This is a genomic window from Actinomycetota bacterium (assembly GCA_030650795.1).
GTDB lineage: Bacteria > Actinomycetota > Actinomycetes > S36-B12 > S36-B12 > UBA11398.
The window spans coordinates 39,468-63,360 of the sequence record JAUSDJ010000026.1; the positions used below are offsets into that span (position 1 = coordinate 39,468).

26 protein-coding genes and 1 pseudogene are annotated in these 23,893 nt (G+C 60.5%); 4 read left to right on the forward strand and 23 right to left on the reverse strand.

Annotated elements, in window-relative coordinates:
* Positions 1-8 precede the first annotated feature (8 nt).
* Both Q7L55_07920 and nucS read right to left on the reverse strand, forming a co-directional pair.
* Complete coding sequence (locus tag Q7L55_07920) at positions 9-251, reverse strand: ATP/GTP-binding protein (GenBank protein ID MDO8732482.1); 243 nt, start codon at positions 249-251, stop codon at positions 9-11.
* An 84-nt stretch (positions 252-335) separates the two neighbouring features.
* Positions 336-1,010 carry an endonuclease NucS gene (gene nucS, locus Q7L55_07925; GenBank protein MDO8732483.1) on the reverse strand — a complete coding sequence of 225 codons (675 nt, stop codon included), beginning with the start codon at positions 1,008-1,010 and terminating at the stop codon, positions 336-338.
* Positions 1,011-1,063: 53 nt separating this feature from the next.
* Between nucS and Q7L55_07930 the strand changes: the two genes are divergently transcribed.
* Positions 1,064-1,393, forward strand: a complete 330-nt coding sequence (locus Q7L55_07930) for a hypothetical protein (GenBank protein ID MDO8732484.1) — start codon at positions 1,064-1,066, stop codon at positions 1,391-1,393.
* Here Q7L55_07930 and murA read toward each other — a convergent pair.
* Positions 1,362-2,651, reverse strand: a complete 1,290-nt coding sequence (murA, locus tag Q7L55_07935; GenBank protein MDO8732485.1) for a UDP-N-acetylglucosamine 1-carboxyvinyltransferase — start codon at positions 2,649-2,651, stop codon at positions 1,362-1,364. The genes Q7L55_07930 and murA overlap by 32 nt on opposite strands.
* Positions 2,652-2,752: 101 nt before the next feature.
* Here murA and Q7L55_07940 point away from each other — a divergent pair.
* Positions 2,753-2,938, forward strand: a pseudogene (locus Q7L55_07940) (ArsR family transcriptional regulator).
* A 139-nt stretch (positions 2,939-3,077) separates the two neighbouring features.
* A complete protein-coding gene (locus tag Q7L55_07945) occupies positions 3,078-3,662 on the forward strand; it encodes a cob(I)yrinic acid a,c-diamide adenosyltransferase (GenBank protein ID MDO8732486.1) in 585 nt (194 codons plus the stop codon).
* 107 nt (positions 3,663-3,769) lie between these two features.
* On the opposite strand, the gene Q7L55_07950 is transcribed toward Q7L55_07945, so the two are convergent.
* From Q7L55_07950 to Q7L55_08045, 20 genes are all read right to left on the reverse strand, one after another.
* Positions 3,770-4,135 carry a F0F1 ATP synthase subunit epsilon gene (locus Q7L55_07950; GenBank protein ID MDO8732487.1) on the reverse strand — a complete coding sequence of 122 codons (366 nt, stop codon included), beginning with the start codon at positions 4,133-4,135 and terminating at the stop codon, positions 3,770-3,772.
* Positions 4,136-4,165: 30 nt separating this feature from the next.
* A complete protein-coding gene (gene atpD, locus Q7L55_07955) occupies positions 4,166-5,617 on the reverse strand; it encodes a F0F1 ATP synthase subunit beta (GenBank protein ID MDO8732488.1) in 1,452 nt (483 codons plus the stop codon).
* Between the two features lie 24 nt (positions 5,618-5,641).
* Complete coding sequence (locus Q7L55_07960; GenBank protein MDO8732489.1) at positions 5,642-6,562, reverse strand: F0F1 ATP synthase subunit gamma; 921 nt, start codon at positions 6,560-6,562, stop codon at positions 5,642-5,644.
* Positions 6,562-8,208: a F0F1 ATP synthase subunit alpha gene (gene atpA / locus Q7L55_07965; GenBank protein MDO8732490.1), complete on the reverse strand. Its 1,647-nt coding sequence runs from the start codon at positions 8,206-8,208 to the stop codon at positions 6,562-6,564. The genes Q7L55_07960 and atpA overlap by 1 nt, the downstream gene beginning before the upstream one ends.
* A 60-nt stretch (positions 8,209-8,268) precedes the next feature.
* The gene (locus Q7L55_07970) at positions 8,269-9,603 is read right to left on the reverse strand and encodes a F0F1 ATP synthase subunit B/delta (protein MDO8732491.1); all 1,335 of its coding nucleotides are present in this window, start codon (positions 9,601-9,603) and stop codon (positions 8,269-8,271) included.
* Between the two features lie 6 nt (positions 9,604-9,609).
* Positions 9,610-10,122 (reverse strand): F0F1 ATP synthase subunit B, encoded by a 513-nt coding sequence (locus Q7L55_07975; protein ID MDO8732492.1) that lies wholly within the window; start codon positions 10,120-10,122, stop codon positions 9,610-9,612.
* 4 nt (positions 10,123-10,126) lie between these two features.
* Positions 10,127-10,378, reverse strand: a complete 252-nt coding sequence (locus Q7L55_07980) for a F0F1 ATP synthase subunit C (GenBank protein ID MDO8732493.1) — start codon at positions 10,376-10,378, stop codon at positions 10,127-10,129.
* Between the two features lie 79 nt (positions 10,379-10,457).
* Entirely contained in the window at positions 10,458-11,207 is a 750-nt protein-coding gene (gene atpB / locus Q7L55_07985; protein ID MDO8732494.1) for a F0F1 ATP synthase subunit A, read from the reverse strand.
* Positions 11,208-11,215: 8 nt separating this feature from the next.
* Entirely contained in the window at positions 11,216-11,704 is a 489-nt protein-coding gene (locus tag Q7L55_07990) for an ATP synthase subunit I (protein MDO8732495.1), read from the reverse strand.
* Positions 11,705-11,890: 186 nt separating this feature from the next.
* On the reverse strand, positions 11,891-12,103 hold the full coding sequence (locus Q7L55_07995) for a hypothetical protein (GenBank protein MDO8732496.1): 213 nt from the start codon (positions 12,101-12,103) through the stop codon (positions 11,891-11,893).
* A gap of 27 nt (positions 12,104-12,130) precedes the next feature.
* Entirely contained in the window at positions 12,131-13,213 is a 1,083-nt protein-coding gene (locus tag Q7L55_08000) for an MraY family glycosyltransferase (GenBank protein ID MDO8732497.1), read from the reverse strand.
* A 40-nt stretch (positions 13,214-13,253) separates the two neighbouring features.
* Entirely contained in the window at positions 13,254-14,522 is a 1,269-nt protein-coding gene (glyA, locus tag Q7L55_08005) for a serine hydroxymethyltransferase (GenBank protein MDO8732498.1), read from the reverse strand.
* Between the two features lie 80 nt (positions 14,523-14,602).
* On the reverse strand, positions 14,603-15,244 hold the full coding sequence (locus tag Q7L55_08010) for an L-threonylcarbamoyladenylate synthase (protein ID MDO8732499.1): 642 nt from the start codon (positions 15,242-15,244) through the stop codon (positions 14,603-14,605).
* Positions 15,245-15,246: 2 nt separating this feature from the next.
* Positions 15,247-16,233 (reverse strand): HemK/PrmC family methyltransferase, encoded by a 987-nt coding sequence (locus tag Q7L55_08015; GenBank protein ID MDO8732500.1) that lies wholly within the window; start codon positions 16,231-16,233, stop codon positions 15,247-15,249.
* The gene (gene prfA, locus Q7L55_08020) at positions 16,230-17,306 is read right to left on the reverse strand and encodes a peptide chain release factor 1 (GenBank protein ID MDO8732501.1); all 1,077 of its coding nucleotides are present in this window, start codon (positions 17,304-17,306) and stop codon (positions 16,230-16,232) included. Before prfA ends, Q7L55_08015 begins: the two co-directional genes overlap by 4 nt.
* Before the next feature lie 109 nt (positions 17,307-17,415).
* Positions 17,416-17,634: a 50S ribosomal protein L31 gene (gene rpmE, locus Q7L55_08025; protein MDO8732502.1), complete on the reverse strand. Its 219-nt coding sequence runs from the start codon at positions 17,632-17,634 to the stop codon at positions 17,416-17,418.
* A 113-nt stretch (positions 17,635-17,747) separates the two neighbouring features.
* Complete coding sequence (gene rho / locus Q7L55_08030; GenBank protein ID MDO8732503.1) at positions 17,748-19,508, reverse strand: transcription termination factor Rho; 1,761 nt, start codon at positions 19,506-19,508, stop codon at positions 17,748-17,750.
* A gap of 154 nt (positions 19,509-19,662) precedes the next feature.
* The gene (gene thrB / locus Q7L55_08035) at positions 19,663-20,580 is read right to left on the reverse strand and encodes a homoserine kinase (protein MDO8732504.1); all 918 of its coding nucleotides are present in this window, start codon (positions 20,578-20,580) and stop codon (positions 19,663-19,665) included.
* Positions 20,580-21,641: a threonine synthase gene (thrC, locus tag Q7L55_08040; protein MDO8732505.1), complete on the reverse strand. Its 1,062-nt coding sequence runs from the start codon at positions 21,639-21,641 to the stop codon at positions 20,580-20,582. The genes thrB and thrC overlap by 1 nt, the downstream gene beginning before the upstream one ends.
* Before the next feature lie 2 nt (positions 21,642-21,643).
* Positions 21,644-22,948, reverse strand: a complete 1,305-nt coding sequence (locus Q7L55_08045) for a homoserine dehydrogenase (GenBank protein ID MDO8732506.1) — start codon at positions 22,946-22,948, stop codon at positions 21,644-21,646.
* 187 nt (positions 22,949-23,135) lie between these two features.
* Here Q7L55_08045 and Q7L55_08050 point away from each other — a divergent pair, with 187 nt between their 5' ends.
* Positions 23,136-23,882: an MIP family channel protein gene (locus tag Q7L55_08050; GenBank protein MDO8732507.1), complete on the forward strand. Its 747-nt coding sequence runs from the start codon at positions 23,136-23,138 to the stop codon at positions 23,880-23,882.
* Positions 23,883-23,893: the final 11 nt, after the last annotated feature.

Below are 23,893 nucleotides of genomic sequence, written 5' to 3' on the forward strand. Positions count from 1 at the left end.
ATCTGTCCTCAGTAGCGCGAACCGCGTTGGTGCCGCGGACCACGAGTGTGACGAGATGACCAGCACGATTTGTGCCAATGGCGGCGAGTATCGACTCCACCCAGTCCATCAGCTGGGAAAGCCACCACATGCGGGGTTCCCGGGTGAATCTCATGATCACAACCCGGGCATCGATAGGGCTTCGTGGCTGCAGCACCAGTGATGGTCTGGACGATCCAGTCCTCACCGCCGTAATCCTCAGTATTGCGCAGACCGTAAGCGGCTGGCTGGGATTGGGATCCGGGATCTACCTGACGACGATTCTTCCGGCCCACATGCGCAGTCTTTCATGCACTTCAGAACAGTCGAAGGCTCGGATCCTCAGTGCCTTTGAGAGTGTCGTAATCCAGCACGACGCAACGAATGCCGCGATCCTCGGCCAAAGTGCGTGCCTGTGGCTTGATCTCTTGCGCCGCAAAGATTCCAGTGACCGGCGCAAGGAGCGGATCGCGATTCAGGAGTTCCAGGTATCTCGTGAGTTGCTCAACACCATCAATCTCCCCGCGTCGCTTGATCTCGACGGCTACCGATGCGCCACCACCATCTCGACACATCAAATCCACTGGGCCAATTGCAGTCGGAAACTCGCGTCGCACCAAGCTCCAGCCCTCGCCGAGAATGCCAACGTGCGTGGCGAGCAGCACCTGCAAATGCGCCTCGACGCCGTCCTTCTGCAGGCCCGGATCAACACCGAGTTCATGCGAGGACTCATGGTCGACCTCATGCAAAGTGATACGCAACTGCTCCCCTGCCTTGTTCTCAACCAGCCACAGAAGCTCTCCTGTTTCCAAAATCGATTCGCGCAGTGAGCAGGGCGGACTCATCCAGTTGAGAGGCTTGTACGAACCGCCGTCAGCATGCACGAGCACCGAGCCATCGGCCTTGACCATGATCAGTCGCTGCGCCGAAGGCAGATGGGCGGTCAACCGGCCGACGTAGTCGACGGTGCACGTAGCCACCAGAATTCGCACCTCGCAACCGTACCGATGTGCGGTTTGTGCCAAATCGGGTGCACGATGGGCAAGTGCCAGCATGGAGCACCTTCTCCTATTTCTATGGACCCCTGTGTGCCTTGCTGGGCGTTGGCGTACTGATGCTCATTCTGCGATGGACCTATGCCCGCGGGAAGTCAGTTGTTGCTGCTCCCCCACGATCGGGCGCAAGTGATCAATACGGCCTCCTGGTGCCAGTTGCCAGACCCGGAAGCGTCATTGAGGGCGAGCTCCTTCGACGCAAGCTCGAGGGCGCCGGCTTGCGCGCCAATCTGGCCGAAACCTTGGATGGCCCAAGAGTGATGGTCTGGCCCGCTGATCTTGCTCGGGCTACAGAAGTGCTGAAGAACTCTCGCCCTTAACCGACACCCGGCTGATCTGAGCGCCGAGCCGAATCAGGTCGGGCACGAAACCGGCATAGCCACGGTCAATATGTGAGACCCCAGAGATCGTGGTCTCACCCTCGGCTACCAGGCCAGCGAGCACCAAGCCTGCCCCCGCACGAATATCTGTTGCATCAACAGGTGCGCCCGAGAGTTGGGGTCGACCGCGCACGAGTGCGTGGTGCCCGTCAATGCGAATATCGGCTCCTAGCCGTCCCAGTTCCTGGACAAATCTGAACCGTGCCTCGAAGAGATTTTCAGTGACCAGTGCGGCACCATCGGCAACAGAATTCAAGGCAATGAACTGCGGCTGTAGATCGGTCGGAAACCCTGGATACGGAAGAGTGACGATGTCGACAGCACGTGGTCGCTCGTGCATGACAACGCGAAATCCATCGTCCAGTTCACTGATATCAGCGCCGGCGATCTGAAGTTTCTCCAGAGCAATCTGCAGGTGCCCGACCTGCGCATTGCGCACTGTGATGTCGCCTTGAGTGATGGCCGCGGCTGCTGCCCAGGTCCCAGCAACAATGCGATCAGGAACTGCGCGATGAGTAACGGGGTGCAGAGCATCGACCCCAAACACCGTCAGCGTTGACGAACCAAGGCCATCGATGTTTGCGCCCATCGCAATGAGCATTTGGCAGATGTCGATGATTTCTGGTTCACGAGCCACGTTGTCGATGACCGTCTCGCCCTTGGCCGTCACGGCAGCCATCAGGATGGTCTCGGTTGCTCCGACGCTGGGAAAGTCCAGGTAGATGGACGCCCCTTGAAGCCGGCCGTTTGACGAGGCAATGAGGTAGCCGTGTTCGCTGACTGCAGTAGCGCCGAGTCGAATGAGGCCCTCGATGTGCATGTTCAAACCGCGAGATCCAATGTTGTCACCGCCTGGCAGTGCAACGTCGGCAACGCCACAGCGCGCAAGCAGCGGACCGAGCACACAGATGGAAGCGCGCATGCGTCGCACGAGGTCGTAGTCGGCTCGATGCTCGAGAGTCGCGGGAACATCGATGACGACCGACTGCTCCTCGCGCTCGTGCACTACCGAGCAACCAAGCCGGCGAAGCAGCTCGGCCATGATCTCGACGTCGAGAATGTCGGGGACGTCCAAGAGGGTGGTGCTGCCCTCGGCGAGTAGTGCAGCTGCCATCAACTTCAGCACGGAATTCTTGGCGCCAGTGACGCGGACCACCCCCTGCAGTCGAACACCGCCGACCACCTTGAGAAGTTCCACGGCTTCATCGTAGGAGTTCGTCCTCCTCGTCAATCTCACGCTGTGAATCCAATTGAAGATATGTTCAAGTGCTTAAGTCCTCAAGAAAAGGGGTAGCGACAATGACAAGACCCTTGTACGAGGCCAATGCGGAGTTCTTTCGCACACTGGGTCATCCTGCGCAGATCCAAGTGCTGGAATTACTGAGCGAGGGCGACTACGCAGTTCACGAACTTCTTCAGCAGATCGAGATCGGTGCGAGCAACCTCTCCCATCAGTTGGCCGTGCTGCGGCGCAATCGGCTCATTGAGCAGGGGCGGAGTGAAGGGGGCCTTCGTGGCACTGCCACTGGCCTTGGCCTTGGCCTTGGGACTCTGGTCAGGCATGGGTGCCGCAGCAGACCCAACACTCCTAAGCCCAAGCCAATGCTTGGCATAAGGTCAAACCATGGTGAATCTGACGCGCATCTATACCCGCACTGGTGATGACGGCACTACTTCACTCGGCGACATGAGTCGGACCGGCAAGAACGATCCGCGGCTCAAGGCCTACGCCGACGTCGACGAGAGCAACAGCGCAATCGGCGTGGTCGTGGCTATGAAGGAACTCCCCGACGACGTGACTGCACTTCTCGTGCGCATCCAGAACGATCTCTTCGACGTCGGTGCTGATCTGTGCACCCCAGTGGTAGACGATCCGCCGCATGAGCCCTTGCGTGTCACGCAGCCGTACATCGATGCCCTTGAGCACGCGTGCGATGAGTACAACGGGCGGCTGCAACCGTTGCGCTCGTTCGTCCTTCCCGGGGGCACCCCGGCTGCCGCCGGCTTGCACCTTGCGCGCACAGTAGTTCGGCGTGCAGAGCGGAGCACCTGGGCGGCACTTGATACCTATCACGGCGGCATGAATCCGCTCACTGCTACCTATTTGAATCGACTCAGTGACCTGCTGTTCATCCTTTCCCGCCTTGCGAATCTCTCCGCTGGCGGTGACGTGCTCTGGGAGCCTGGCCGCAACATCAAGGACGCCTGAACGGGAAATGATGAGAGGGGCCGGAGGATTCCGGCCCCTCTCATCATTTGAATTCTTATTAGCGTGTGGCGCTCGCTGCTGCAGCAACGGCAACGCGCTCCCGGTGCCTAGTCAAGCTGGCCAAGCGCTCGTAGCCGTGCTCGACCGTGAGCCGCGGTACTCGGATCGTCCGAGGCCGCGTCGGTCTTGGCCTCGTCCTCATCGATCTCAGACGCGAACTCTGCGGACTCCGCCAGGATGGTGACGCCCGCCTCGGTCACTGACAGGTAGCCCCCGTCAACCGCAATGCGCAGGTCGTCCTCGCCCTCGCGCTCGACCCGAACCATCGCATCATCGACGAGTCGAGCCACCAGCGGGATGTGGTGGGGCAAGATTCCGATTTCGCCCGATGTCGTACGGGTGAACAAGAAAGTCGCCTTTCCCGACCAGATTTTGCGCTCCACGGCAACGATGGAGACGTCCAATTCGGCCATATCACGCCACCCTTCGCCTCGAGGCTCGCGTCACAGAGTGACGCCGTAGCTTGCAGCCTTCTTCGCCAGGTCGTCCAGGCCACCGATCAGGAAGAAGGCCTGCTCTGGAACATGGTCGAACTCGCCCTTGCACAGCTTGTCGAAAGCCTCGATGGTCTCCTTGACTGGCACCGTCGAGCCAGGCTGGCCTGTGAACTGCTCGGCAGCCATCATGTTCTGGCTCAAGAAGCGCTCGATGCGCCGCGCCCTGTTGACCAACTGCTTGTCCTCCTCGGACAGTTCATCGACGCCCAGGATGGCGATGATGTCCTGAAGGTCCTTGTAGCGCTGAAGGATTCGAATGACCTCCTGTGCGACGCGATAATGCTCTTCGCCGACGATGGCCGGGTCCAGGATCGTCGAGCTCGATGCCAGCGGATCCACGGCGGGGAAGATTCCCTTGGAGAACACATTGCGGGACAGTTCCGTTGTTGCGTCCAGGTGGGCGAAGGTTGTTGCCGGCGCCGGGTCGGTGTAGTCGTCGGCGGGGACGTAGACGGCTTGCATCGAGGTGATCGAGCGACCACCAACGGATGTGATGCGCTCCTGCAGCGCGCCCATCTCGTCTGCCAAAGTCGGCTGGTACCCCACTGCAGACGGCATGCGCCCCAGCAGCGTGGAGACCTCCGAACCCGCCTGGGTGTACCTGAAGATGTTGTCGATGAACAGCAGCACGTCCTGCTTCTGGACATCACGGAAGTACTCAGCCATGGTCAGCGCCGACAGCGCCACACGCATGCGGGTACCCGGCGGCTCGTCCATCTGGCCGAAGACCAGCGCGGTGTCCTTGAGCACGTTGGCGTCGGCTAGCTCAACCCAGAGGTCATTGCCCTCGCGAGTGCGCTCCCCCACCCCGGCAAACACCGAGGTCCCGCCGAAGTTGCGCGCAATACGGTTGATCATCTCCTGAATGAGCACCGTTTTGCCCACGCCGGCACCACCGAACAGAGCGATCTTGCCACCACTCACGTATGGGGTGAGCAGGTCCACGACCTTCAAGCCGGTCTCGAGCATCTCCGTTCGCGGCTCGAGCTCGTCGAATGACGGTGGGTTGCGGTGGATTGGCCACCTTTCCAGGTCGCCGCCGTAATTGGGATCGTCCAGGCACTGTCCCAACACGTTCCACACGTGACCCTTGACAGCATCGCCCACCGGCACGGTGATCGGACCGCCGGTGTCGGTCACTTCTGCCCCACGTACCAGACCATCGGTGGGCTGCATCGAGATGGTTCGCACGAGACTGTCACCGAGGTGCTGAGCGACCTCGAGTGTGAGCATCTTGGCCATGGGGCCGTAGGTGATGTCGACGTGCAAGGCGTTGAACATCCCCGGGATCGAGCCGCGGGGGAACTCCACGTCAACCACTGGGCCGGTGACGCGGACCACCCGCCCAGCCGTGTCGCTGGTGCTGGGGGAACTGTCGGTCTCTTGGATGGCGGTCATGGTCCTCTTCGCTTTCTCGTTGATCTACTTGGCATCGGCGAGGGCATTCGCCCCGCCGACGATTTCGCTGATTTCCTGGGTGATCTGAGCCTGACGCTCGCGGTTGGCCATCAAGGTGAGATCCGTGATGAGGTCGTCCGCGTTGTCGGTGGCCGCCTTCATCGCGCGACGCCGAGATGCCGACTCCGAGGCAGCCGACTCAAGCAGCGCCGACAAGATTCGGGTCGCGACGTACCGCGGCAGCAATGAGTCGAACAAGGTGTTGGCATCCGGCTCGAAACTGAACAGGGTGCGAGGCCCGGAATCCTCCTCGTCGTAGGTCACCACCATTGGCGCGATTCGCAGAGCCTGGGCGGTCTGGGACAGCATCGATCCGAACTCGGTGAACACGATGTGCAGTTCATCGACGCCAAGGACGCCGTCCGGTCCCGGGTATTCGCCTTCGTCGTCGGCCCCGGCGAGGAAGGCCTCGACCAGAACCTTGGCAATCTCCTGGGCGTCCTCGTAGGTCGGCTTCTCGGAGATACCGACCCATGAGTTGCTGATGACCCAGTTGCGGAAGCTGAAGTAGCCCAGCGCCTTGCGCCCAACCACAGACACGACCGGAGTCTTGCCCTCAAGGCGCAGCAGAGAGATCAGTTCCTCGGCGCGACGCAGCACGTTGGCGTTGTAGGCGCCGCACAGCCCACGATCGGAAGTCACCACCAGCACCCCAGCGCGCTTGGCGTTCTCTCGCGGCACCAGCAGCGGGTGGTCGAGCGCCGCGCCGGCAGCGAGGTTGGACAGCATGTTGGTGATCTCGGCCGCGTAGGGACGTGCCGCGTCGACCCGTGCCTGGGCCTTGGCAATCCGCGATGTCGCAATGAGCTCCTGCGCTTTGGTGATCTTCTTGATCGAGGTTGCCGAGCGAATGCGTCCGCGGAGCTCACGGAGCGTGGCTGCCATTACGGCTTCTTCGGGGCGGGCTTGTGCACTTGAACGGACTCCTTCTTCTCGTCGCCCTCATCCATCGCGTCGACATGCGTGTCGGGAATGACCAGACTGCCGTCGGAAGTCGCGAAGCCCCTCTTGAACTCGCCAACAGCGTCGACGAGCTGGCTCTCTGTCTCCTCGGTGAGCAGTTGACTGTCCCTGATGTCGGAGAGGATCCCCGCTCGGGAGGCCGTCACATGCTCGATGAACTCCGACTCGAACCGTGCCACATCAGCCACGGGGACAGAGTCAAGGTGGCCCCTGGTGCCCAGCCAGGTGGCGACGACCTGATCCTGTACGGACATCGGGCTGTACTGAGGTTGCTTAAGCAGTTCCACGAGGCGGGCGCCGCGCTCGAGCTGCGCCTTTGAGACCTCGTCGAGGTCGGAGGCGAAGGCGGCGAAGGCTTCCAGTTCGCGATACTGGGACAGGTCGAGCCGAAGCGAGCCGGCCACTTCCTTCATCGCCTTGATCTGGGCTGCTCCGCCGACCCGGGAGACCGACACGCCAACATTGATGGCAGGACGGACACCCTGGTTGAACAGGTCAGTCTCCAGGAAGCACTGCCCGTCAGTGATCGAGATGACGTTGGTGGGGATGTAGGCCGAGATGTCGTTCGCCTTGGTCTCGATGATCGGAAGCCCGGTCATCGAGCCTGCACCGAGTTCATCGGAGAGCTTCGCGCAGCGTTCCAGCAGCCGGGAGTGCAGGTAGAACACGTCGCCGGGGTAGGCCTCGCGGCCCGGTGGGCGGCGAAGCAGCAGGGAGATCGCGCGATAGGCCTCAGCGTGCTTGGTCAGGTCGTCAAAAACGATGAGTACGTGCTTGCCCTCATACATCCAATGCTGGCCGATGGCTGAGCCCGTGTATGGGGCGAGGTACTTGAAGCCAGCCGGATCTGACGCCGGGGAGGCAACGATGGTGGTGTATTCCATGGCGCCACCGTCTTGTAGAGCACGGCGCACGCTGGCGATCGTGGTGCCCTTCTGTCCGATCGCGACGTACACGCATCGAACCTGCTTCGACGGGTCACCGGTCTCCCAGTTCTGGCGCTGATTGAGAATCGTGTCGACGCATACTGCGGTCTTGCCCGTCTTGCGGTCACCAATGATGAGCTGCCGTTGACCTCGCCCGATGGGGGTCATCGCGTCGATGGCCTTGATGCCCGTCTGCAGCGGCTCGTGCACGCCCTGCCGCCGGATCACCGATGGTGCCTGCAACTCCAGGGGGCGGCGGCTTTCGGCAATGATCTCTCCGAGACCGTCGATCGGCTCGCCGAGAGGATTGACCACCCGACCCAAGAACGCATCGCCTACGGGAACCGCCAGCACTTCTCCGGTCCGCTTGACCGAACCACCCTCTTCGACGGAGTCGAAGTCGCCCAAGATCACAGCGCCAATGCTGTGCTCGTCGAGGTTGAGCGCCATTCCCATGACACCGCCGGAGAACTCCAGGAGTTCCTGTGCCATCGCCGATGGCAGACCCTCGACGTGGGCGATACCGTCGCCGGCGTCGATGACAGTGCCGACCTCTTCGCGACCCGTGCCAATCTCGAGGCTCGAGACGTAGTTCTCGATGGCGCCTTGGATGTCCTGCGCTGAGATTGTCAACTCTGCCATGGTTTCTTCGTCTTCCTCTTTGTCCGGGTGGGTAGCTAGTCAGGTCTGTACGGGTGGGTACTAGTCGGGCAGTCTCGTCGCGGCCGCGGCAAGTCGAGATGACAGGGTTCCATCGATGACTTCGTCCCCGATAGCAACTGACAATCCGCCCAGCGGCGCAGGGTCGATGATCAGGTGCACCGAAACGGGGTGGCCATAGATCCGTGTCAGCACATCGGTGAGCCGCTGTCGCTGTGTCTGACTCAGTTCGGCAGCCGCGCTCACCTGGGCGACTATCTCGCCCTGTCGGGCGACCGCAAGGCTAGTCAAGTCATGGACGGCATTGTCGGCTCGTTCACCGTGCAGCAGCTCCACAGTCTGAGCGAGAAGCGCCAAGACCGTTGTGTTGGCTCCATTGCCGCCATCAACGATGGAACGCAGCAGGGCAACCCGGGCTGAGGCCGGCTCGCGGTAGTCGCTGAGCAGGGCCGTGAGCTTGGATTCGGCCTCCAGAACACGGCCGAATCGGAAGAGTTGCTCGGCAACCTCGTCGGCCTGACTCTCACGCTTGGCTCGCTCCAGAAGGCACAACCTGGCTACATGTTCCAGGCATTGCACGAAGTCCTCAGTTGTGGACCAGCGCTCTGAGGTCGCGGTGACGAGGATGTCAAGGGCGCCGGTGCCGACTCTGCCTGCCAGCAGTTGGTCCAACATCGCACGCTTGGCATCGGCCGCGCCACTGATCTCAGCCAGATGGCGCGCCAGGATCGGTTCACGCAGCAGGAGTGAGGCGACAGCGGCAAGCTCAGCGGCAAGCTGCGAGAGATCGTCAACTGACATCGAGGTCGACAGCACATCGAAGCGTGCGACCACGGCCGCTTGCGCGTCTCGGCTGGCGGGGCGAAGGTCGGTCGGGCTCAACTCCGGAGCGACGGGCACCGGCGCCATCGCCTCCAACTCATCGAGGAACCTGTCGACAGTTGCCGACCGTTCCTGCGGGTCGGCTACGCGGCCCCTGACGATCTCGCCTGCCCGACGCAACGCGTCGCTTCCGAGTAGTGCGCGGAGCTCGCGGATACGCTGCGCCCGCAGCTGGATGACCTGTTGGTCTCCGTACACCTTGAGCCGCTCGGATTCGACGGAGCCCTGCTGCCGCAAAAGTTCAGCGATGCGCAATGAGTCCGATGAGGCCTCGTCGACGATCTGACTGGCCTCGATGCGGCCATTCTCCAGGCGCTCAGCGTGGTAGCGATCGGCATCAGCAAGTCGCAGAGCCGCCTTGGCGCTCTCGTCGAGTTGCGTGCGTACCGCCTCCTGTTGCGCTGCCATCAACTTCTTCACGGGCGGAGCCGCGTACTTCATGATGATGAAGACGATGACGCCGAAACCGATCAACTGCCCGATGAATGTCGACATCTGCTGCTACCGCCCGCCACGATCTGAAGATGACGCATCCACCCGGAGGATCCGGTTGGCAAGAGTCACCGACAGGCTGTCCACTGAGGCATTCAGGCTGGACGCGAGGGAGTCTGCCTCCGACGTGAGTACCTCGCTGGCTTGGAGCAGCTTGTCCGAGACCTCCTCGTTGGCCTCGGCACGCATGTCGTCGATGACCTGACGACCATCGGCTCTGGCCTGATCCCTGAGCCCACCTGCCTCCGACCGGGCGGCGGTCAGTTCCTGCCGGTAATCCCGGTCAGTGGCCGCGTCCTGCTCAGTTGCCTGCCGGTTGTCCTGGCTGGTCTGGGCGAGTTGGCGGTCACGTTCGTTCAACACCTTCTGCACCGGTACAACAACGAACTTGGCGATCACTGCAAAGACGACCAAGAAGATCGCCAGAATGAAGAAAAAGGTGCCGTTGGGGATGAGGAAGTTGGTGGTTTCACCTTGCGCCTCAGCCGCCAAAACCGTGACGCCGGAAATTACTACGCCCATCGAATCAGGACGCTCCCGGCGTGGCGAACACGAACAATGCCATGAACGCCAGGTTGATGAAGTACGCCGCCTCCACCAGACCGACAGTGATGAAGAACGGGGTGAACAAGCGGCCCTGTGCCTCAGGCTGACGCGCGATGCCTGAGATCAGCGCGTTACCGGCGATACCGTCACCGATTCCCGCGCCGATGGCGCCGCCTGCCAGGATAAGGCCGCCGCCGATCAGCGCTCCGGCGACGATTGTTGGATCTGCCATTACATTTCCTCCTTGATTGCTTATCGGTCTGCTGTCAGTTCTTGTCTGGCTTTAGGAGCCGGCTCAGAGCCTTGCCCTATTAGTGCTCCTCTGCGCTTTCTGTGGCCTGGCTGAAGTAGAGGATGGTCAGGAGGGCGAAGATGAAGGCCTGGATCAGGCCAACAAAAAGGTCGAAAGTCTTCCAGACCGCGTTGGGCGCCCACATGATGTATGTGGGAAGCAGGGCGATCAGGCCCACCATGATGACACCAGCAAACATATTGCCGAACAGACGTAGGGACAATGAGATCGGCTTGGCGATCTCCTCCACGATGTTAATGGGGGCCAACAAGGCCACATGGCCCTTGGCCACCTTGATCGGGTAGCCGATGACGCCGCTCCGCTTAAAGCCTGCCGCGTGGTAGCAGACGAAAACGAGCAGCGCGAGCGCCAGTACGAAATTGATGTCGGAGGCTGGTGGCTGAAGCAGTTCCACCGTCCCGCCGTCGGCCGCAGTGAACTGCAGCGGCAGCACCGAGATCCAGTTCGAAATCAGGATGAAGACGAACAGGCTCACCGCGAAGGGGAGCACGAACGGGGCAAGCGAGAGGCCCATTGATGACTGGATCTGCGAGCGCATCTGGACTGTGACGGCCTCCCAGAACAACTGCACTCCGCTGGGCACGCCCGTTGACGTGACCCGAGCACGCAATATGAAGGCGAGCACGAGCGTGATAACCGCAGCCACCAGTGTCGCGCGGATCGTGTCGGTGTTCACAGTCATTCCCAGCCACGTGGCCGTGTCGTGATGGCCGACTTCGACCCCGCTCGCCGAGAGCATTTCTCTCACCATTGCGCTTACTCCGCGTCCACCGGACCGGCGCTCGAGGCGCGGCCGGTTGATTCAGTTGCACCCTGTGGAACGGAATCGTCCCAATCGCCCTTGCGGAGCTTCTTGTAGACGGGGAGAACTGTGCTCAAGACCAGGACAACCTGAAACACAGCCAGTCCGAACAGGACGCCGAAGCCGTATGGGCGAAAGACGAATGCGACGACGAGCGCAATGGAGGTAATGACCAGGAGTCGGATGGCCGAGTTCAGAGCCATAGTGCCCTTGAGCGGGTGATCCTCGGAGGTGATCGATGCCACCGACCACCCAACCAGCAGTGCGTTGGCCAATCCCAGACCCAGGCCAAAACTGAAGAAGAACCCGAAACTCATCGCACCGGCCATGAACGCAAGCGCGATCGCCATTACGGCGAGGACGGCGCAGGCCACGGCTAGCCGCAGGGGGCGGAAGACCACGGACGGGAGGACGAAGGGCGCATCAGGCACCGACGTCGCCATTGAACCTCCCATGATCATGCCGGCCCGGAAATGAATTCCGCACCGGCTGGACGCGGAACGCTACCACAAGGAATTTCACCAAGAACATCACGTTGACGACTTCCGTTCCCGACCGATATACCGAAGCAAGCCGGACGATGCGAGTGGTGATTGTCCCTGCAGTATCAGCCATATCTCTTGATTCGGCTATCGAGACAGACCGGTTTCTAGCGGTCGAACCGTACCATCCATGTGTCGGTGGAAACCGTCTGGGGGCGGCCGATATTTGGCAACTTCGGCTTTGGTCCAGGTGATTGCGCAGACCACCACAACAAGGATGAAACCCTTGGTGACGAACAAAGTGGTGTTGGCGAAGGCAATGATCAGAGTTGCCAATCCGTCCGTGCGCGGAACGGGCACGGCACTCGCCAAGGCACGAAGCGGTTGCTAGCGCAAAGTTCCAGTCCGCAGTTGCTTGGCGGAGGAGGCTTTGCTCACGCCGGGGCGCATAACCGCCCAAATGAGCAGTCCCAGGCCGAGCACGCCTCCCGCCAGCGCCCAGCCAACTGGGATAAATGCAACAGCCACTGCGGTACCGGCAATCAAGCCAGTCCATGCGTACATCAGCAGGACCGCTCGCTGCTGCGAGTGACCCATCTCCAATAGCCGGTGATGGAGGTGCTGCTTGTCTGGTGCAAAGGGATTACGGCCAGCTCGAGTTCTTCGAATAACGGCGAGAACGAGATCCACGAGCGGGATCGCCATGACCGCCAGCGGAATCAGCAACGGCAGCAGAGTCGGCAGCAATGCCGGGCCTGCCACGACGCTTGGATCTATCTGCCCGGTCAAAGTGATCGTCGCCGCTGCGAGCATCAGCCCGAGCAGCATCGAGCCGGTATCCCCCATGAAAATGCGCGCACGGAAAGTGTTGTGCGGAAGAAATCCCAAGCACATGCCAAGGAGCAGCACCGAAACAAGAGTCGCCAACGTGGCTCGGGCGATGCCGAGTTCAACGGAAAGCAGATAGGAATAGGCGAAGAAGGCCCCAGCGGCAACAGCAACGATGCCAGCCGCGAGACCGTCGAGGCCATCGACGAAGTTGATGGCATTGACGCTGACCAGCACGATCAGCACGGTGAGCAGCACGCTGGTGACCGGATCAACGACGAAGGTACCGCCGAAGGGCAACCAGATAACCGAGATGCCCTGTAGAGCCATGATGCCAGCGGCGAGCACCTGGCCGGCGAGTTTGATCGGAGCATCAAGGCCCCACTTGTCGTCCACGATGCCCAGCAACACGATCACCGTTGCCGCCGAGAGCAAAGCAAATGGCGTATCCGCTTCCCCGAACACCGAGCCCATCTTGGGGAGTTTGCTCGCCAGTAGCAGACCCGTCATCAGGCCCAGAAACATCGCCAAGCCGCCCAGTCGTGGAGTCGACTCAGCATGGACATCGCGATCGCGAACCTCAGCTACCACCTTGAATCGCATTGCGATCCGCTCGACAACTGGGGTGGTCAAGTAGGTCACCGCCGCGGCGGCGAGTAGACAAAGGAGGTATTCGCGCAAGTTATGGCCGCGGGTACGCCGGGAACTTGGTCACGAGTTCGTGTACCTGTTCGCCAATTTCGGCTGTCTTCTTGCCCTCGACATCACGCACGGCTTGTCCGATGACAGAAGCAATGACCCGCATTTCAGGAACACACATGCCTTGGGTGGTAACTGCAGGCGTTCCGACGCGAATGCCCGACGCAATTGCCGGCGGCTGCGGGTCATAAGGGATTGCGTTCTTGTTCAAAGTGATGCGCGCGGCATCGCATCGATTCTCGGCTTCAGCACCGGTGACTCCCAAGCCCTGCAGATCGATGAGAGCCAAATGGGTGTCGGTGCCACCACTGACTGGACGCATACCCTCTTCGATCAATCCAGCAGCCAACGCTTGAGCATTGGCGATGACCTGCTTGGCATAGATCGCGTATTCCGGAGTTGCAGCTTCCTTCAATGCGACTGCCTTGGCGGCGACGCAATGCATCAACGGGCCACCTTGCATCATCGGGAAGACGGCCTTGTCGATTGCTGTCGCGTGCTCGGCCTTGCACAGGATCATGCCGCCGCGGGGACCGCGCAGGACCTTGTGCGTGGTGAAAGTGACGACGTCTGCAAATGGAACCGGGCTGGGGATTGCCTTGCCGGCAACCAAGCCAATGAAGTGCGCCGCGTCGACCATCAGAATTGCGCCAACTTCGTCGGCGATGGAACGGAACGCGGGGAAGTCGATGAGTCGCGGGTAGGCAGTAGCCCCGCAGATGATCATGCGCGGCTTGTGTTGAATCGCGAGCGCTCGCACTTCGTCATAGTCGATGATTTCCGTGTCCTGTCGGACTCCGTAGGAAATGACGTTGAACCACTTGCCGGAGAAATTGACCTTGGAACCATGGGTCAGGTGGCCGCCGTGCGGAAGGCTCATTGCCAGAATCGTGTCGCCGGGCTTGGTGAATGCACCGTAGGCAGCAATGTTCGCGCTGGCCCCACTGTGAGCTTGCAAGTTTGCGTGATCGGCATCGAACAGTTCCTTCGCTCGAGCGATACCGATGTTCTCGGCGACGTCGACTTCAGCGCAACCACCGTAGTAGCGCTTGCCGGGATAGCCCTCCGCATATTTATTGCTCAGAGTTGAGCCAAGGGCTGCGAGCACGGCAGGCGAGGTGAAGTTCTCACTCGCGATGAGTTGCAGACCTCCGCGGAGTCGCTCCAACTCGGCCAGCAGCACGTTCGCGATATCGGGATCCTCTGCCGCGAGTGCATTGAAATCTGGGCCCCAGAAGGGTGTGGTGGTCATGAATCTCCTCGAGAAGGTGAAACCACCACTCTACGCAATCGCCAGGAGTGGGCAGCCCAGGAACATGAGGTAATTGGCCCCTATCGGGCTTGAGCCGGAATGCCCGGTGCTACTTGCTGGAGCTGGGCGATTGACAGCGAACCCTGACGCACCACCGTGGGATCCAAGCCAGACATATCGAGCACCGTGCTGGGAAGTTCGGCCGGTTCGAGCACTCCCGAGTCGATGGCCACAGACGCACATTCGCCTAGCTGATCGATCGCGTCCGCCAAAGTGAGCGGGGCGGCGTGCCCGGGACCGTTTGCCGTCGTGACGACGAGGGGGCCACATTTTTCAAGCACGGCCAAGATCACCGGGTGAAGCGGCATCCGCACAGCGATTGGAAGATCCGGAGTGAGATCCCAAACCAGAGTTGGCTGTGGTCGCAATAAGAGTGTGAGAGGTCCGGGCCAGAAGGCTTGCATGAGCGCCTGCACTGGCGCCGTCACTCCGGTGGCAATCCCAGCGACCGTCGCAGCTGACGGCACCATCAACGAAAGCGGCGAGTCATGGCTTTGACCCTTTGCAGCTCGCAATGCGGCAACACCACGCGAGGAGAAAGGATCGGTCACAAGCGCGTATGTCGATTCAGTGGGCAGCACCACGAGATCTCCACGTTTGACTGCGCTTACTGCTGCGGCAACTGCTCGTTCGCGATCCGAACCGCTGGAAATGGTGAGCATGGCTAGATCGACCGGCGGGCAATCGTAAACCGTGGAAGGCCGTTGAGGTCAATGCGATCTGAGACTTCAGTCCACACTGGAGTTCCCAATGCCAGACCGGAGATGGCCGAAACTTCGTAGTCAGCCGTCATCGCCTTGGCGACACCAGGGACTCCGCGCATTGCCGCATCCGAACCCTGCACGTCTGCATGCTCAACGACGAGCAAGCCTCCGGGCTTGAGCAAGATGGCTGCCGTCTTGAGAACTGCACGAACAACATCGAGACCATCTTCTCCGCCATACAGTGCGATCTTGGGCTCGTGATCGCGCACTTCGATCTCACGCGGGATCATCGCGTCCGGAATGTACGGAGGATTGCTCACCACGACAGCCACCTGCCCGATCAGCCGAGCCAATGGTTGCTCGCGATCAGCGACGGTTGCTGCGTCTTCATGGATGATCTCAACACGAGAACCATTTGCCGCCAGGGCATCTTCGTAGGCCTTGACATTGCGTCGCGTCCAAATGATCGCCTCGTCTGAGACCTCAACTGCGTGTACGCGCGAGTTGTCGACTTCCATGCCCAGTGAGATCGCAATCGCACCGCTGCCGCTGCAGAGATCCACCGCAATGCGTGATCCAATGGGCTGGCCCTGCAACTCGCGAATGGCTGCCTCAGTCACCAATTCTGTTTCTGGGCGAGGGATGAACACGCCCGGGCCAACAGCAACATCAATACGACGAAATCCGGTTGAACCGAGCAGGTGTTGGAGTGGAACTCTGGAGAGCCGTTGGGTCATCAGTTGCTCGATCTGCACCCGTTGGTCAGAATCAACGCCATCTTGCAGGATCAATCGATTGCGCGGAATCCCGAGAGCGAAAGCCACGATCTGACCAGCATCAACTGATGGCGATGGCACACCAGCATTGGTGAGTCGGCGCTCGGCATCAAAGAGCACGTCACGAATTGATTCACGACCCCCGATTGTATGTACCGAGTCGAAGCTCACTTGCCGCCGCCTACAGCCAACTTCGCGGCGTTGTCGGCGTCGATGCAAGCTTGGATTACTGCGTCAATGTCACCGTCAAGAATCTGATCAAGGTTGTGCGACTTGAATCCGACTCGGTGATCGTTCAACCGATTTTCAGGGTAATTGTAAGTGCGGATCCGCTCGCTTCGGTCAACAGTGCGCACCTGCGACCGACGTACATCCGATGCATCCTTTGCTGCAGCTTCCTCAGCAGCAGCCAGCAGACGTGCTCGCAGAATGCGCATAGCCGACTCCTTGTTCTGCAGCTGACTCTTCTCGTTCTGACAAGAGACAACAACCCCGGTTGGAAGGTGCGTGATTCGTACAGCGCTATCCGTGGTGTTCACGCTCTGACCGCCGGGACCTGAGGATCGGTAGACGTCGATGCGCAGGTCGTTCGCGTCGATCTCGACCTCGACCTCCTCTGCCTCTGGTAGTACGAGAACGCCTGCAGCCGAAGTATGTATCCGACCCTGAGACTCTGTTGCCGGGACCCGCTGGACACGGTGGACGCCACCTTCGAACTTCAGGCGTGCAAATGGCGCTTCGCCAGGCTGCGGGATTCCGCGGCTCTTGACAGCGATTGCCACATCCTTGTAGCCACCAAGATCTGACTCGACTGCTTCGATCACTTCGGTAGCCCAACCGCGTCGCTCTGCATAGCGCAGATACATGCGGGCCAGATCTCCCGCGAAGAGTGCAGACTCCTCGCCGCCCTCCCCCGACTTGATTTCGACGATGACGTCCTTGTCATCCATCGGGTCGCGCGGAAGAAGCAATGTAGTGAGGTGCTCGGCTGCGGCTTGCTCGCTTGCCACCAACTGCGGCAATTCGAGTGCGAAGGCCTCGTCATCTGCAGCAAGTTCGGCGGCCGCAGCCACATCATCGTGAAGTGCGAACCATTCGCGATAGGCAGCCACGACTGGCCCGAGCTCGGCGAATCTTCGGCCGAGATTTCGCGCCAGAGTTTGATCGCCGTGGACAGCCGGATCAGAGAGCTGTAGTTCGAGCTCGCCGTACTCCTTCACGAGCTCGGCACAGGCTTCAAACACGACGGCGTCCTCCAGGATTGCTGAACATGAATCCGGGCGCCGGTCTGGGGTCGACCGCGCGACGGGGGAGACACGCGGTCGACCCCAGGCCGGCGCCCGGGGTCGAAAACTAGTTGCTGTCGTCCTTCTTGCCGAAACGCTTCTCGAAGCGAGCCACTCGGCCGCCGGTGTCGAGAATCTTCTGCTTTCCGGTATAGAAGGGATGGCATTGCGAGCAGACATCCGCATGGATCTGGCCGCTCTTGGCCGTGCTGCGAGTGACGAAAGTCTCGCCACACGTGCAAGTCACGGTGGTGACGACGTACTCGGGATGAATGTCAGGCTTCATGGAACTCTCCTTGTGGATGTCCCGGGTCGGCACCCACGATGGCGGGGCCGTGAACCGGGTCGATGAAATTATGCCATTGGCCCCGCTGATCAGGAAATTGCGGAACCGATCGCTCAGTCGTCTTCGCCAGCCAAGCCACCGGAGCCAGGCGTCGTCTTTTGAATCTGCATCATGAACTCGTAGTTGGTCTTGTTCTCGCGCAGCTTGGACAGCAGCAGTTCAATGGACTGCTGTTGATCCAGAGCGTGCAGGACTCGACGCAACTTCCAGACGACCTTGAGCTCGTCAGGAGCCATGAGCAGTTCTTCCTTGCGCGTACCGGAGGCATCGACATCAACTGCCGGGAAGACACGCTTGTCGGCCAGTCGACGATCGAGCTTGAGCTCCATGTTGCCGGTGCCCTTGAACTCCTCGAAGATCACTTCATCCATGCGAGATCCGGTCTCCACCAGAGCCGTTGCCAAGATGGTCAACGATCCGCCATTTTCTACATTGCGTGCCGCACCGAAGAACTTCTTTGGTGGGTACAGCGCGGTCGAATCCACACCACCAGAGAGGATTCGGCCCGAGGCCGGAGCCGAGAGGTTGTAGGCACGACCAAGACGGGTCATGGAGTCCAGCAGGACGACCACGTCGTGGCCGAGTTCAACCAGACGCTTGGCGCGCTCGATTGCGAGTTCGGCAATGATCGTGTGATCTTCGGCAGGCCGATCAAAGGTGGAGGCAATGACTTCGCCCTTGATCGAGCGCTGCATGTCAGTGACTTCTTCTGGCCGCTCATCGACCAGAACGACCATGAGGTGAACCTCTGGGTTGTTCTCAGTGATGGAGTTCGCTATCGACTGCAAGACCATCGTCTTGCCAGCCTTGGGCGGTGAAACGATCAATCCGCGCTGACCCTTGCCGATTGGGGCAACGAGATCGATCACGCGGGCGGTTAGGTTGGTGGCATCAGTTTCAAGGCGCAGCCGCTCCTGCGGGTACAGCGGAGTGAGCTTGGAGAACTCTGGCCGATTGCGAAGTGAATCCAGATCTCCGCCGTTGACGGTGTCAATGCGAACGAGCGGATTGAACTTCTCGCGACGATCTCCATCGCGCGGTTGCTTGGTGGCACCAGTGAGTGCATCGCCCTTGCGCAGACCGTGCTTGCGCACCATAGACAAGGAGACGTAAAGGTCGTTCGGACCTGGCAGGTATCCACCAGTGCGAAGGAATGCGTAGTTCTCCAGGACATCGAGGATGCCGGCTACGGGTACGAGGACATCGTCTTCGCCAACCTCAATGTCAGCCTCGCTGTAGCCATTGCGGCGGTCGGCGTTGCTGCTACTGCTGTTGTTGCTGCTGCTATTGCCGCCGCCATTGTTGTTGTTTCGTGGACGGTCGCGGAAGCGTTCGCGGCCGCGCCGACGATTACGCGAGCCATCGGCGTCACCGCCGCGGTCGTTATCTTCGCGCGGGCGATCTTCGCGCGGGGGGCGATCCTCACGTGGACGATCTTCACGGGGAGCCCGATCATCGCGAGAGCGGTCTTGGCGTGGGGCGCGATCACGCTGTTCACGCGGTTCGCGGGCTTCACGAGGCTCGTGCTGTTCACGCGGTTCGCGTTCCTGGCGCGGCTCGCGCAATTCGCGCGGCGCCTCGTCATTGGTCTGGTTGGTCTGTGTGGCAGGGGCTGCCTGACTGGGCTGCTCAGCCGAGCGGCTGGAGCGATTGGCACCTTGGCGATCAGCGATCGCGGCGACGAGATCGCCCTTGCGCATGCCACTGGCCCCGGAGATGCCCATTTGGTTGGCCATTGCCTTCAGTTCTGGCAACAGCATTGAAGAGAGGCTGTCCCCACGCGGCTTGCGCGTGGTTGCCGTTGTTTCAGTCACGAATTGAAATTCCTTTGACTCGTAAGAAACTCCAGTTAGGACCCGTACAGTTAGTTGTCCGGATTCACAGGTAAGAAGCGGTGCGCTGTGCGGGGAAAACGTCAGCTGACTTCCGCGACGCTGGAGTTGAAGCAAAGTGTAGCACTGAGATGACTCAAATGCTGTGCGCCGGGTCGACATGGGCCCCGTGCGTTGCCACGCGCAGTGCCTCGACCCGCCAGTTGGTGCCCGAAAGAGCACTTACCTCATCGAGTTGATCTGTCATGCCGAGCACCAGAACCGTGGGTCCAGCGCCAGAAATGACAGCGGCGATACCGCGCTCGCGAAGGCCGTCGATCAATTCCATAGAAGACGGATACATCGATCGACGCGCTTCCTGGTGAAGGCGGTCTGCTGTGGCCTCCAGCAGCAGTCTCGGATCCCTGGTGATGGCATGAACGAGCAGAGCTGAACGAGAAATATTGAACGAGGCATCCTTGCGAGAAACCGTTGCATGCAAAGCACTTCTGGCTTCTGCCGTTGGCACACGGAAGTCCGGGATCGCCACCACCGTGCGGATGCTTGGGTGCGCCTCCTGCCGAACGACATGGGCAAATTCGTCTTCCATCCAGGCGGTGGTGAAGCCGCCGTACAGAGCCGCCGCAAGATTGTCCGGGTGTGGTTCGAGTTCGAGAGCGAGTTGAAGGAGGTCCTGATCTGACAACAGCGAGTCACCTTCAGCATGCAGTCCACGTGCGAGCACGAGTCCGCCGATGATGGCCGCCGCCGAAGAACCCAGCCCGCGCCCGTGCGGGATGAGGTTTGTGCAGCGCAATACGAACCCGGCAGGTCGGGAGTCCATCGCCGCGAACCCGAGCGCCATTGCGCGAGCAACAAGATGGGAGGAATCCAATGCGACCTCGCCCAGCCCCTCCCCTTCCACCTCGATGAGGACTCCTTGATCCTCAGAGACCATCGCGGCGAGCGTGTCATACAGACCTAGGGCAAGACCAAGGCTGTCGAATCCTGGGCCGAGGTTGGCCGAGGTCGCCGGAACCCGAACCCGCACGGCTTCACTCAACCACGAGCTCATCAGTCAACCAAGCCCAGGGCCTGCGCGGCAGCCTTCGCATTTGCTGGCACGACAACCGGGTCCTTGGCTCCTTGCATTGCCCAGTGGGGATCCTTCAAGCCGTTGCCAGTGAGGGTGCAGACCACCAATTGCCCTGAATCGAGCAAGCCTGCGGCATGCCGCTTGATCAAGCCCGCAACGCTTGCTGCGCTTGCGGGCTCGCAGAACAAACCCTCTTTGCTGGCCAGGAAATGGTAGGCGTGCAGGATCTCTTCGTCAGTGACCGAGTCGATGACGCCCCCGGACTCATCTCGCGCTGCGATCGCCTGCTTCCATGATGCCGGATTGCCGATGCGGATTGCTGTAGCGATGGTCTCTGGATCTTTAACGGGAACCCCGAGTACGAGCGGAGCCGCGCCTGCAGCTTGAAATCCCCACATGCGCGGCATGGCTTGAGCCACGCCGTCGCGTGCGTACTCGCAGTAGCCCTTCCAGTACGCCGTGATGTTGCCGGCATTGCCGACTGGAAGGCAGTGAATGTCAGGCGCCTTACCGAGCAGATCGACCACCTCGAATGCGGCGGTTTTTTGGCCTTCGATACGAGCGGGATTGACGCTGTTGACCAGGGCAACGGGGTAGTCGTCGGAGAGCGCGCGAGCCAAGGTCAGACATTCATCAAAATTGCCTTCGACTTGCAGCAAGATTGCTCCGTGCACGATGGCCTGGGCCAACTTGCCCATCGCGATCTTGCCTTCAGGTACCAAGACGGCACAGGTCATTCCGGCCTTCACGGCGTATGCCGTGGCACTCGCACTCGTGTTGCCGGTTGATGCACAGATGACCGCCTTGGCACCTTCTTCAGAAGCCTTTGAGATCGCCATCGTCATGCCGCGATCCTTGAAGGACCCGGTCGGATTCGCGCCCTCGTATTTCAACCACACATCGCAACCGAGCAATTCACTTAGTGCGCCCGCTTGAACAAGCGGCGTACCACCTTCGCGCAGAGTGATGACCGGAGTATTCGCTGTGACCGGCAAACGGTCGCGATATTCCTCGATGAGTCCTCGCCATTGATGTGCCACGATTAAACTCCCGCCTCGCCCTCGACACGCATGACTCCGACCACGGCCGTGACCATAGAGAGTTTGCGCAGCCGATCCACGGTGTTCTGCAAGGCACCATCACTTGACCGATGGGTGCGAACGATCAAACCTGCGGCATCGCCGTGTCCGTCTTGTCGGACGACCTGAATGCTGACTCCACTGTCGGCAAATGCCTTGGCGATGCCGGCCAAGGCTCCGGGTTGGTCGGCCACAACAAGATTTACGTAATAACAAGTAAGTGCCTCGCTGATCGGAAGCACCGGCAACTGCACATCAGCACTCTCACCCCAGCCAGTTGAGCCAGTGAGTCGGTTGCGAGCCGCAACAACGACGTCGCCAAGAACCGCTGATGCTGTGGGTGGGCCACCGGCACCGCGGCCATAGAACATCAACTCCCCCGCAGCCTCCGCTTCGATGAAGACTGCATTGAAGGCATCGCGAACACTGGCAAGTGGGTGTTCGCGCGGCACCATCGTGGGGTGCACTCGCACAATGACACCGCGATCATCGTCAACCCGCTCGGCCACAGCCAAGAGCTTGATGACGCAGCCCAGACTCTTAGCCGCACGAATGTCCGTAGTAGAGATATTGGTAATGCCTTCGCAGTACACGTCTTCACGAGTGACGTGCGTGTGGAAGGCGAGTTCGGCAAGGATTGCCGCTTTGGAAGCCGCATCGTGGCCTTCGACATCTGCTGTCGGATCTGCCTCTGCGTAGCCAAGAGCTTGCGCTTCAGCAAGCGCGTCTGAAAATGACGCCCCATCCTCATCCATCCGAGTCAGGATGTAATTGGTGGTGCCATTGACAATGCCCATGATCTTGGTGACATGGTCACCGGACAGCGACTCCTGCAGCAAGCGCACAATCGGAATCGCACCGGCAACCGAAGCCTCAAAGAAGATATCCACGCCTTCGGCTTCAGCCGCCGCGTACAGCGATGCACCGTCAGACGCAAGCAGTGCCTTGTTGGCAGTGACAACGCTGGATCCCGATTTGATCGCCGCCAGGATCAGCGATCTTGCAGGCTCGATGCCGCCGATCAACTCAACCACGATGTCGGCACCGGACGTCGCAACGGCCATCGCATCGTCGGACAGGAAGGACGCGGGAATGTCGCGCTTCTTGGACAAATCGCGCACAGCGACCTTTGTCAGTTTCAGCGAAGTGCCCATGCGAATGTGGAGGTCGGTATCCCGGTCGGTGAGCAGCCGGGCAACCTGCGCTCCGACCGTGCCGCCGCCGAGCACAGCCACCGTTACGGGGCGTGCAGATTCGGCCGGTGACATGTGTACTCCTGAGGGGACGGTTGTGGTCCCCTAGCCTCTCAGGTCAACTGCTCGAACTCCGCATTGGCACAATGCCGAGCTCACAGAACCGCCAATTGGCCACAGCAAAGTCCCGCGCGCGTCCCACACTCCTTTCTCAGGAACTCCTAGCCTGCGTGGATCACGTTCATTCGGACAAGGAGTGCACATGAGTTTCATGACCAGAAAACTCATTGCTGAAGCAATGGGAACCTTCCTCTTGGTCTTCCTGGCTGTTGGTGCTGCTGTCTTTGGAATTTCGCACAAGGTTGGCGTCGGCGAGGGCGGTCCGGGCAACGGCATCGTGGGTGTCGCGCTCGCATTTGGCCTCGTGCTCCTGGGTATCGCCTACGCATTTGGTCCGGTTTCCGGAGCCCATGTCAACCCAGCAGTCACCCTGGGCATGCTGCTTGGTCGACGGATGCCTGCGGGAGAGGCAGTTGCCTACTGGGTCGCACAGTTCGCTGGCGCAATCGCGGCCGGCGCAATGCTGAAGCTATTCGTCTCCTCCTTCGGCGTCACCGACTACACCGGCGGCTTGGGAACCAATAGCTACGACAACGGCAATATCGACATGGGCGGAGCATTCCTGCTTGAAGTCATCCTGACGGCTGCATTCGTGCTCGTCATCCTGCTCGTGACCGAGCGGGTTGCGGCGCCTGGATTCGCAGGCATTGCCATTGGCTTGACCCTCACCCTGGTCCACCTTGTTGGCATCCCGCTCGATGGCACGTCAGTCAATCCAGCCCGCTCCTTGGGCCCGGCACTGTTCGCCGGCGGAGAAGCGATGAGTCAGGTGTGGCTGTTCATTGTGGCGCCACTGGTTGGCTCTGTGGTGGCAGTCATCATCTGGATGATCACTCGCACACCTGCTCCTGAAACTGAGTTACTGGTTGCAGGTTCTGAGCGCGAGTAGCCACGCGCTCC

Bases quoted from the DNA above. Each gene is read 5' to 3' on its own strand.
- Q7L55_07945 (MDO8732486.1), top strand. From the start codon at position 3,078: ATGGTGAATCTGACGCGCATCTATACCCGCACTGGTGATGACGGCACT.
- Q7L55_07950 (MDO8732487.1), bottom strand. From the start codon at position 4,135: ATGGCCGAATTGGACGTCTCCATCGTTGCCGTGGAGCGCAAAATCTGG.
- atpD (MDO8732488.1), bottom strand. From the start codon at position 5,617: ATGACCGCCATCCAAGAGACCGACAGTTCCCCCAGCACCAGCGACACG.
- Q7L55_07960 (MDO8732489.1), bottom strand. From the start codon at position 6,562: ATGGCAGCCACGCTCCGTGAGCTCCGCGGACGCATTCGCTCGGCAACC.
- atpA (MDO8732490.1), bottom strand. From the start codon at position 8,208: ATGGCAGAGTTGACAATCTCAGCGCAGGACATCCAAGGCGCCATCGAG.
- Q7L55_07970 (MDO8732491.1), bottom strand. From the start codon at position 9,603: ATGTCGACATTCATCGGGCAGTTGATCGGTTTCGGCGTCATCGTCTTC.
- Q7L55_07975 (MDO8732492.1), bottom strand. From the start codon at position 10,122: ATGGGCGTAGTAATTTCCGGCGTCACGGTTTTGGCGGCTGAGGCGCAA.
- Q7L55_07980 (MDO8732493.1), bottom strand. From the start codon at position 10,378: ATGGCAGATCCAACAATCGTCGCCGGAGCGCTGATCGGCGGCGGCCTT.
- Q7L55_07990 (MDO8732495.1), bottom strand. From the start codon at position 11,704: ATGGCGACGTCGGTGCCTGATGCGCCCTTCGTCCTCCCGTCCGTGGTC.
- glyA (MDO8732498.1), bottom strand. From the start codon at position 14,522: ATGACCACCACACCCTTCTGGGGCCCAGATTTCAATGCACTCGCGGCA.
- Q7L55_08010 (MDO8732499.1), bottom strand. From the start codon at position 15,244: ATGCTCACCATTTCCAGCGGTTCGGATCGCGAACGAGCAGTTGCCGCA.
- rpmE (MDO8732502.1), bottom strand. From the start codon at position 17,634: ATGAAGCCTGACATTCATCCCGAGTACGTCGTCACCACCGTGACTTGC.
- thrB (MDO8732504.1), bottom strand. From the start codon at position 20,580: ATGAGCTCGTGGTTGAGTGAAGCCGTGCGGGTTCGGGTTCCGGCGACC.
- Q7L55_08045 (MDO8732506.1), bottom strand. From the start codon at position 22,948: ATGTCACCGGCCGAATCTGCACGCCCCGTAACGGTGGCTGTGCTCGGC.
- Q7L55_08050 (MDO8732507.1), top strand. From the start codon at position 23,136: ATGAGTTTCATGACCAGAAAACTCATTGCTGAAGCAATGGGAACCTTC.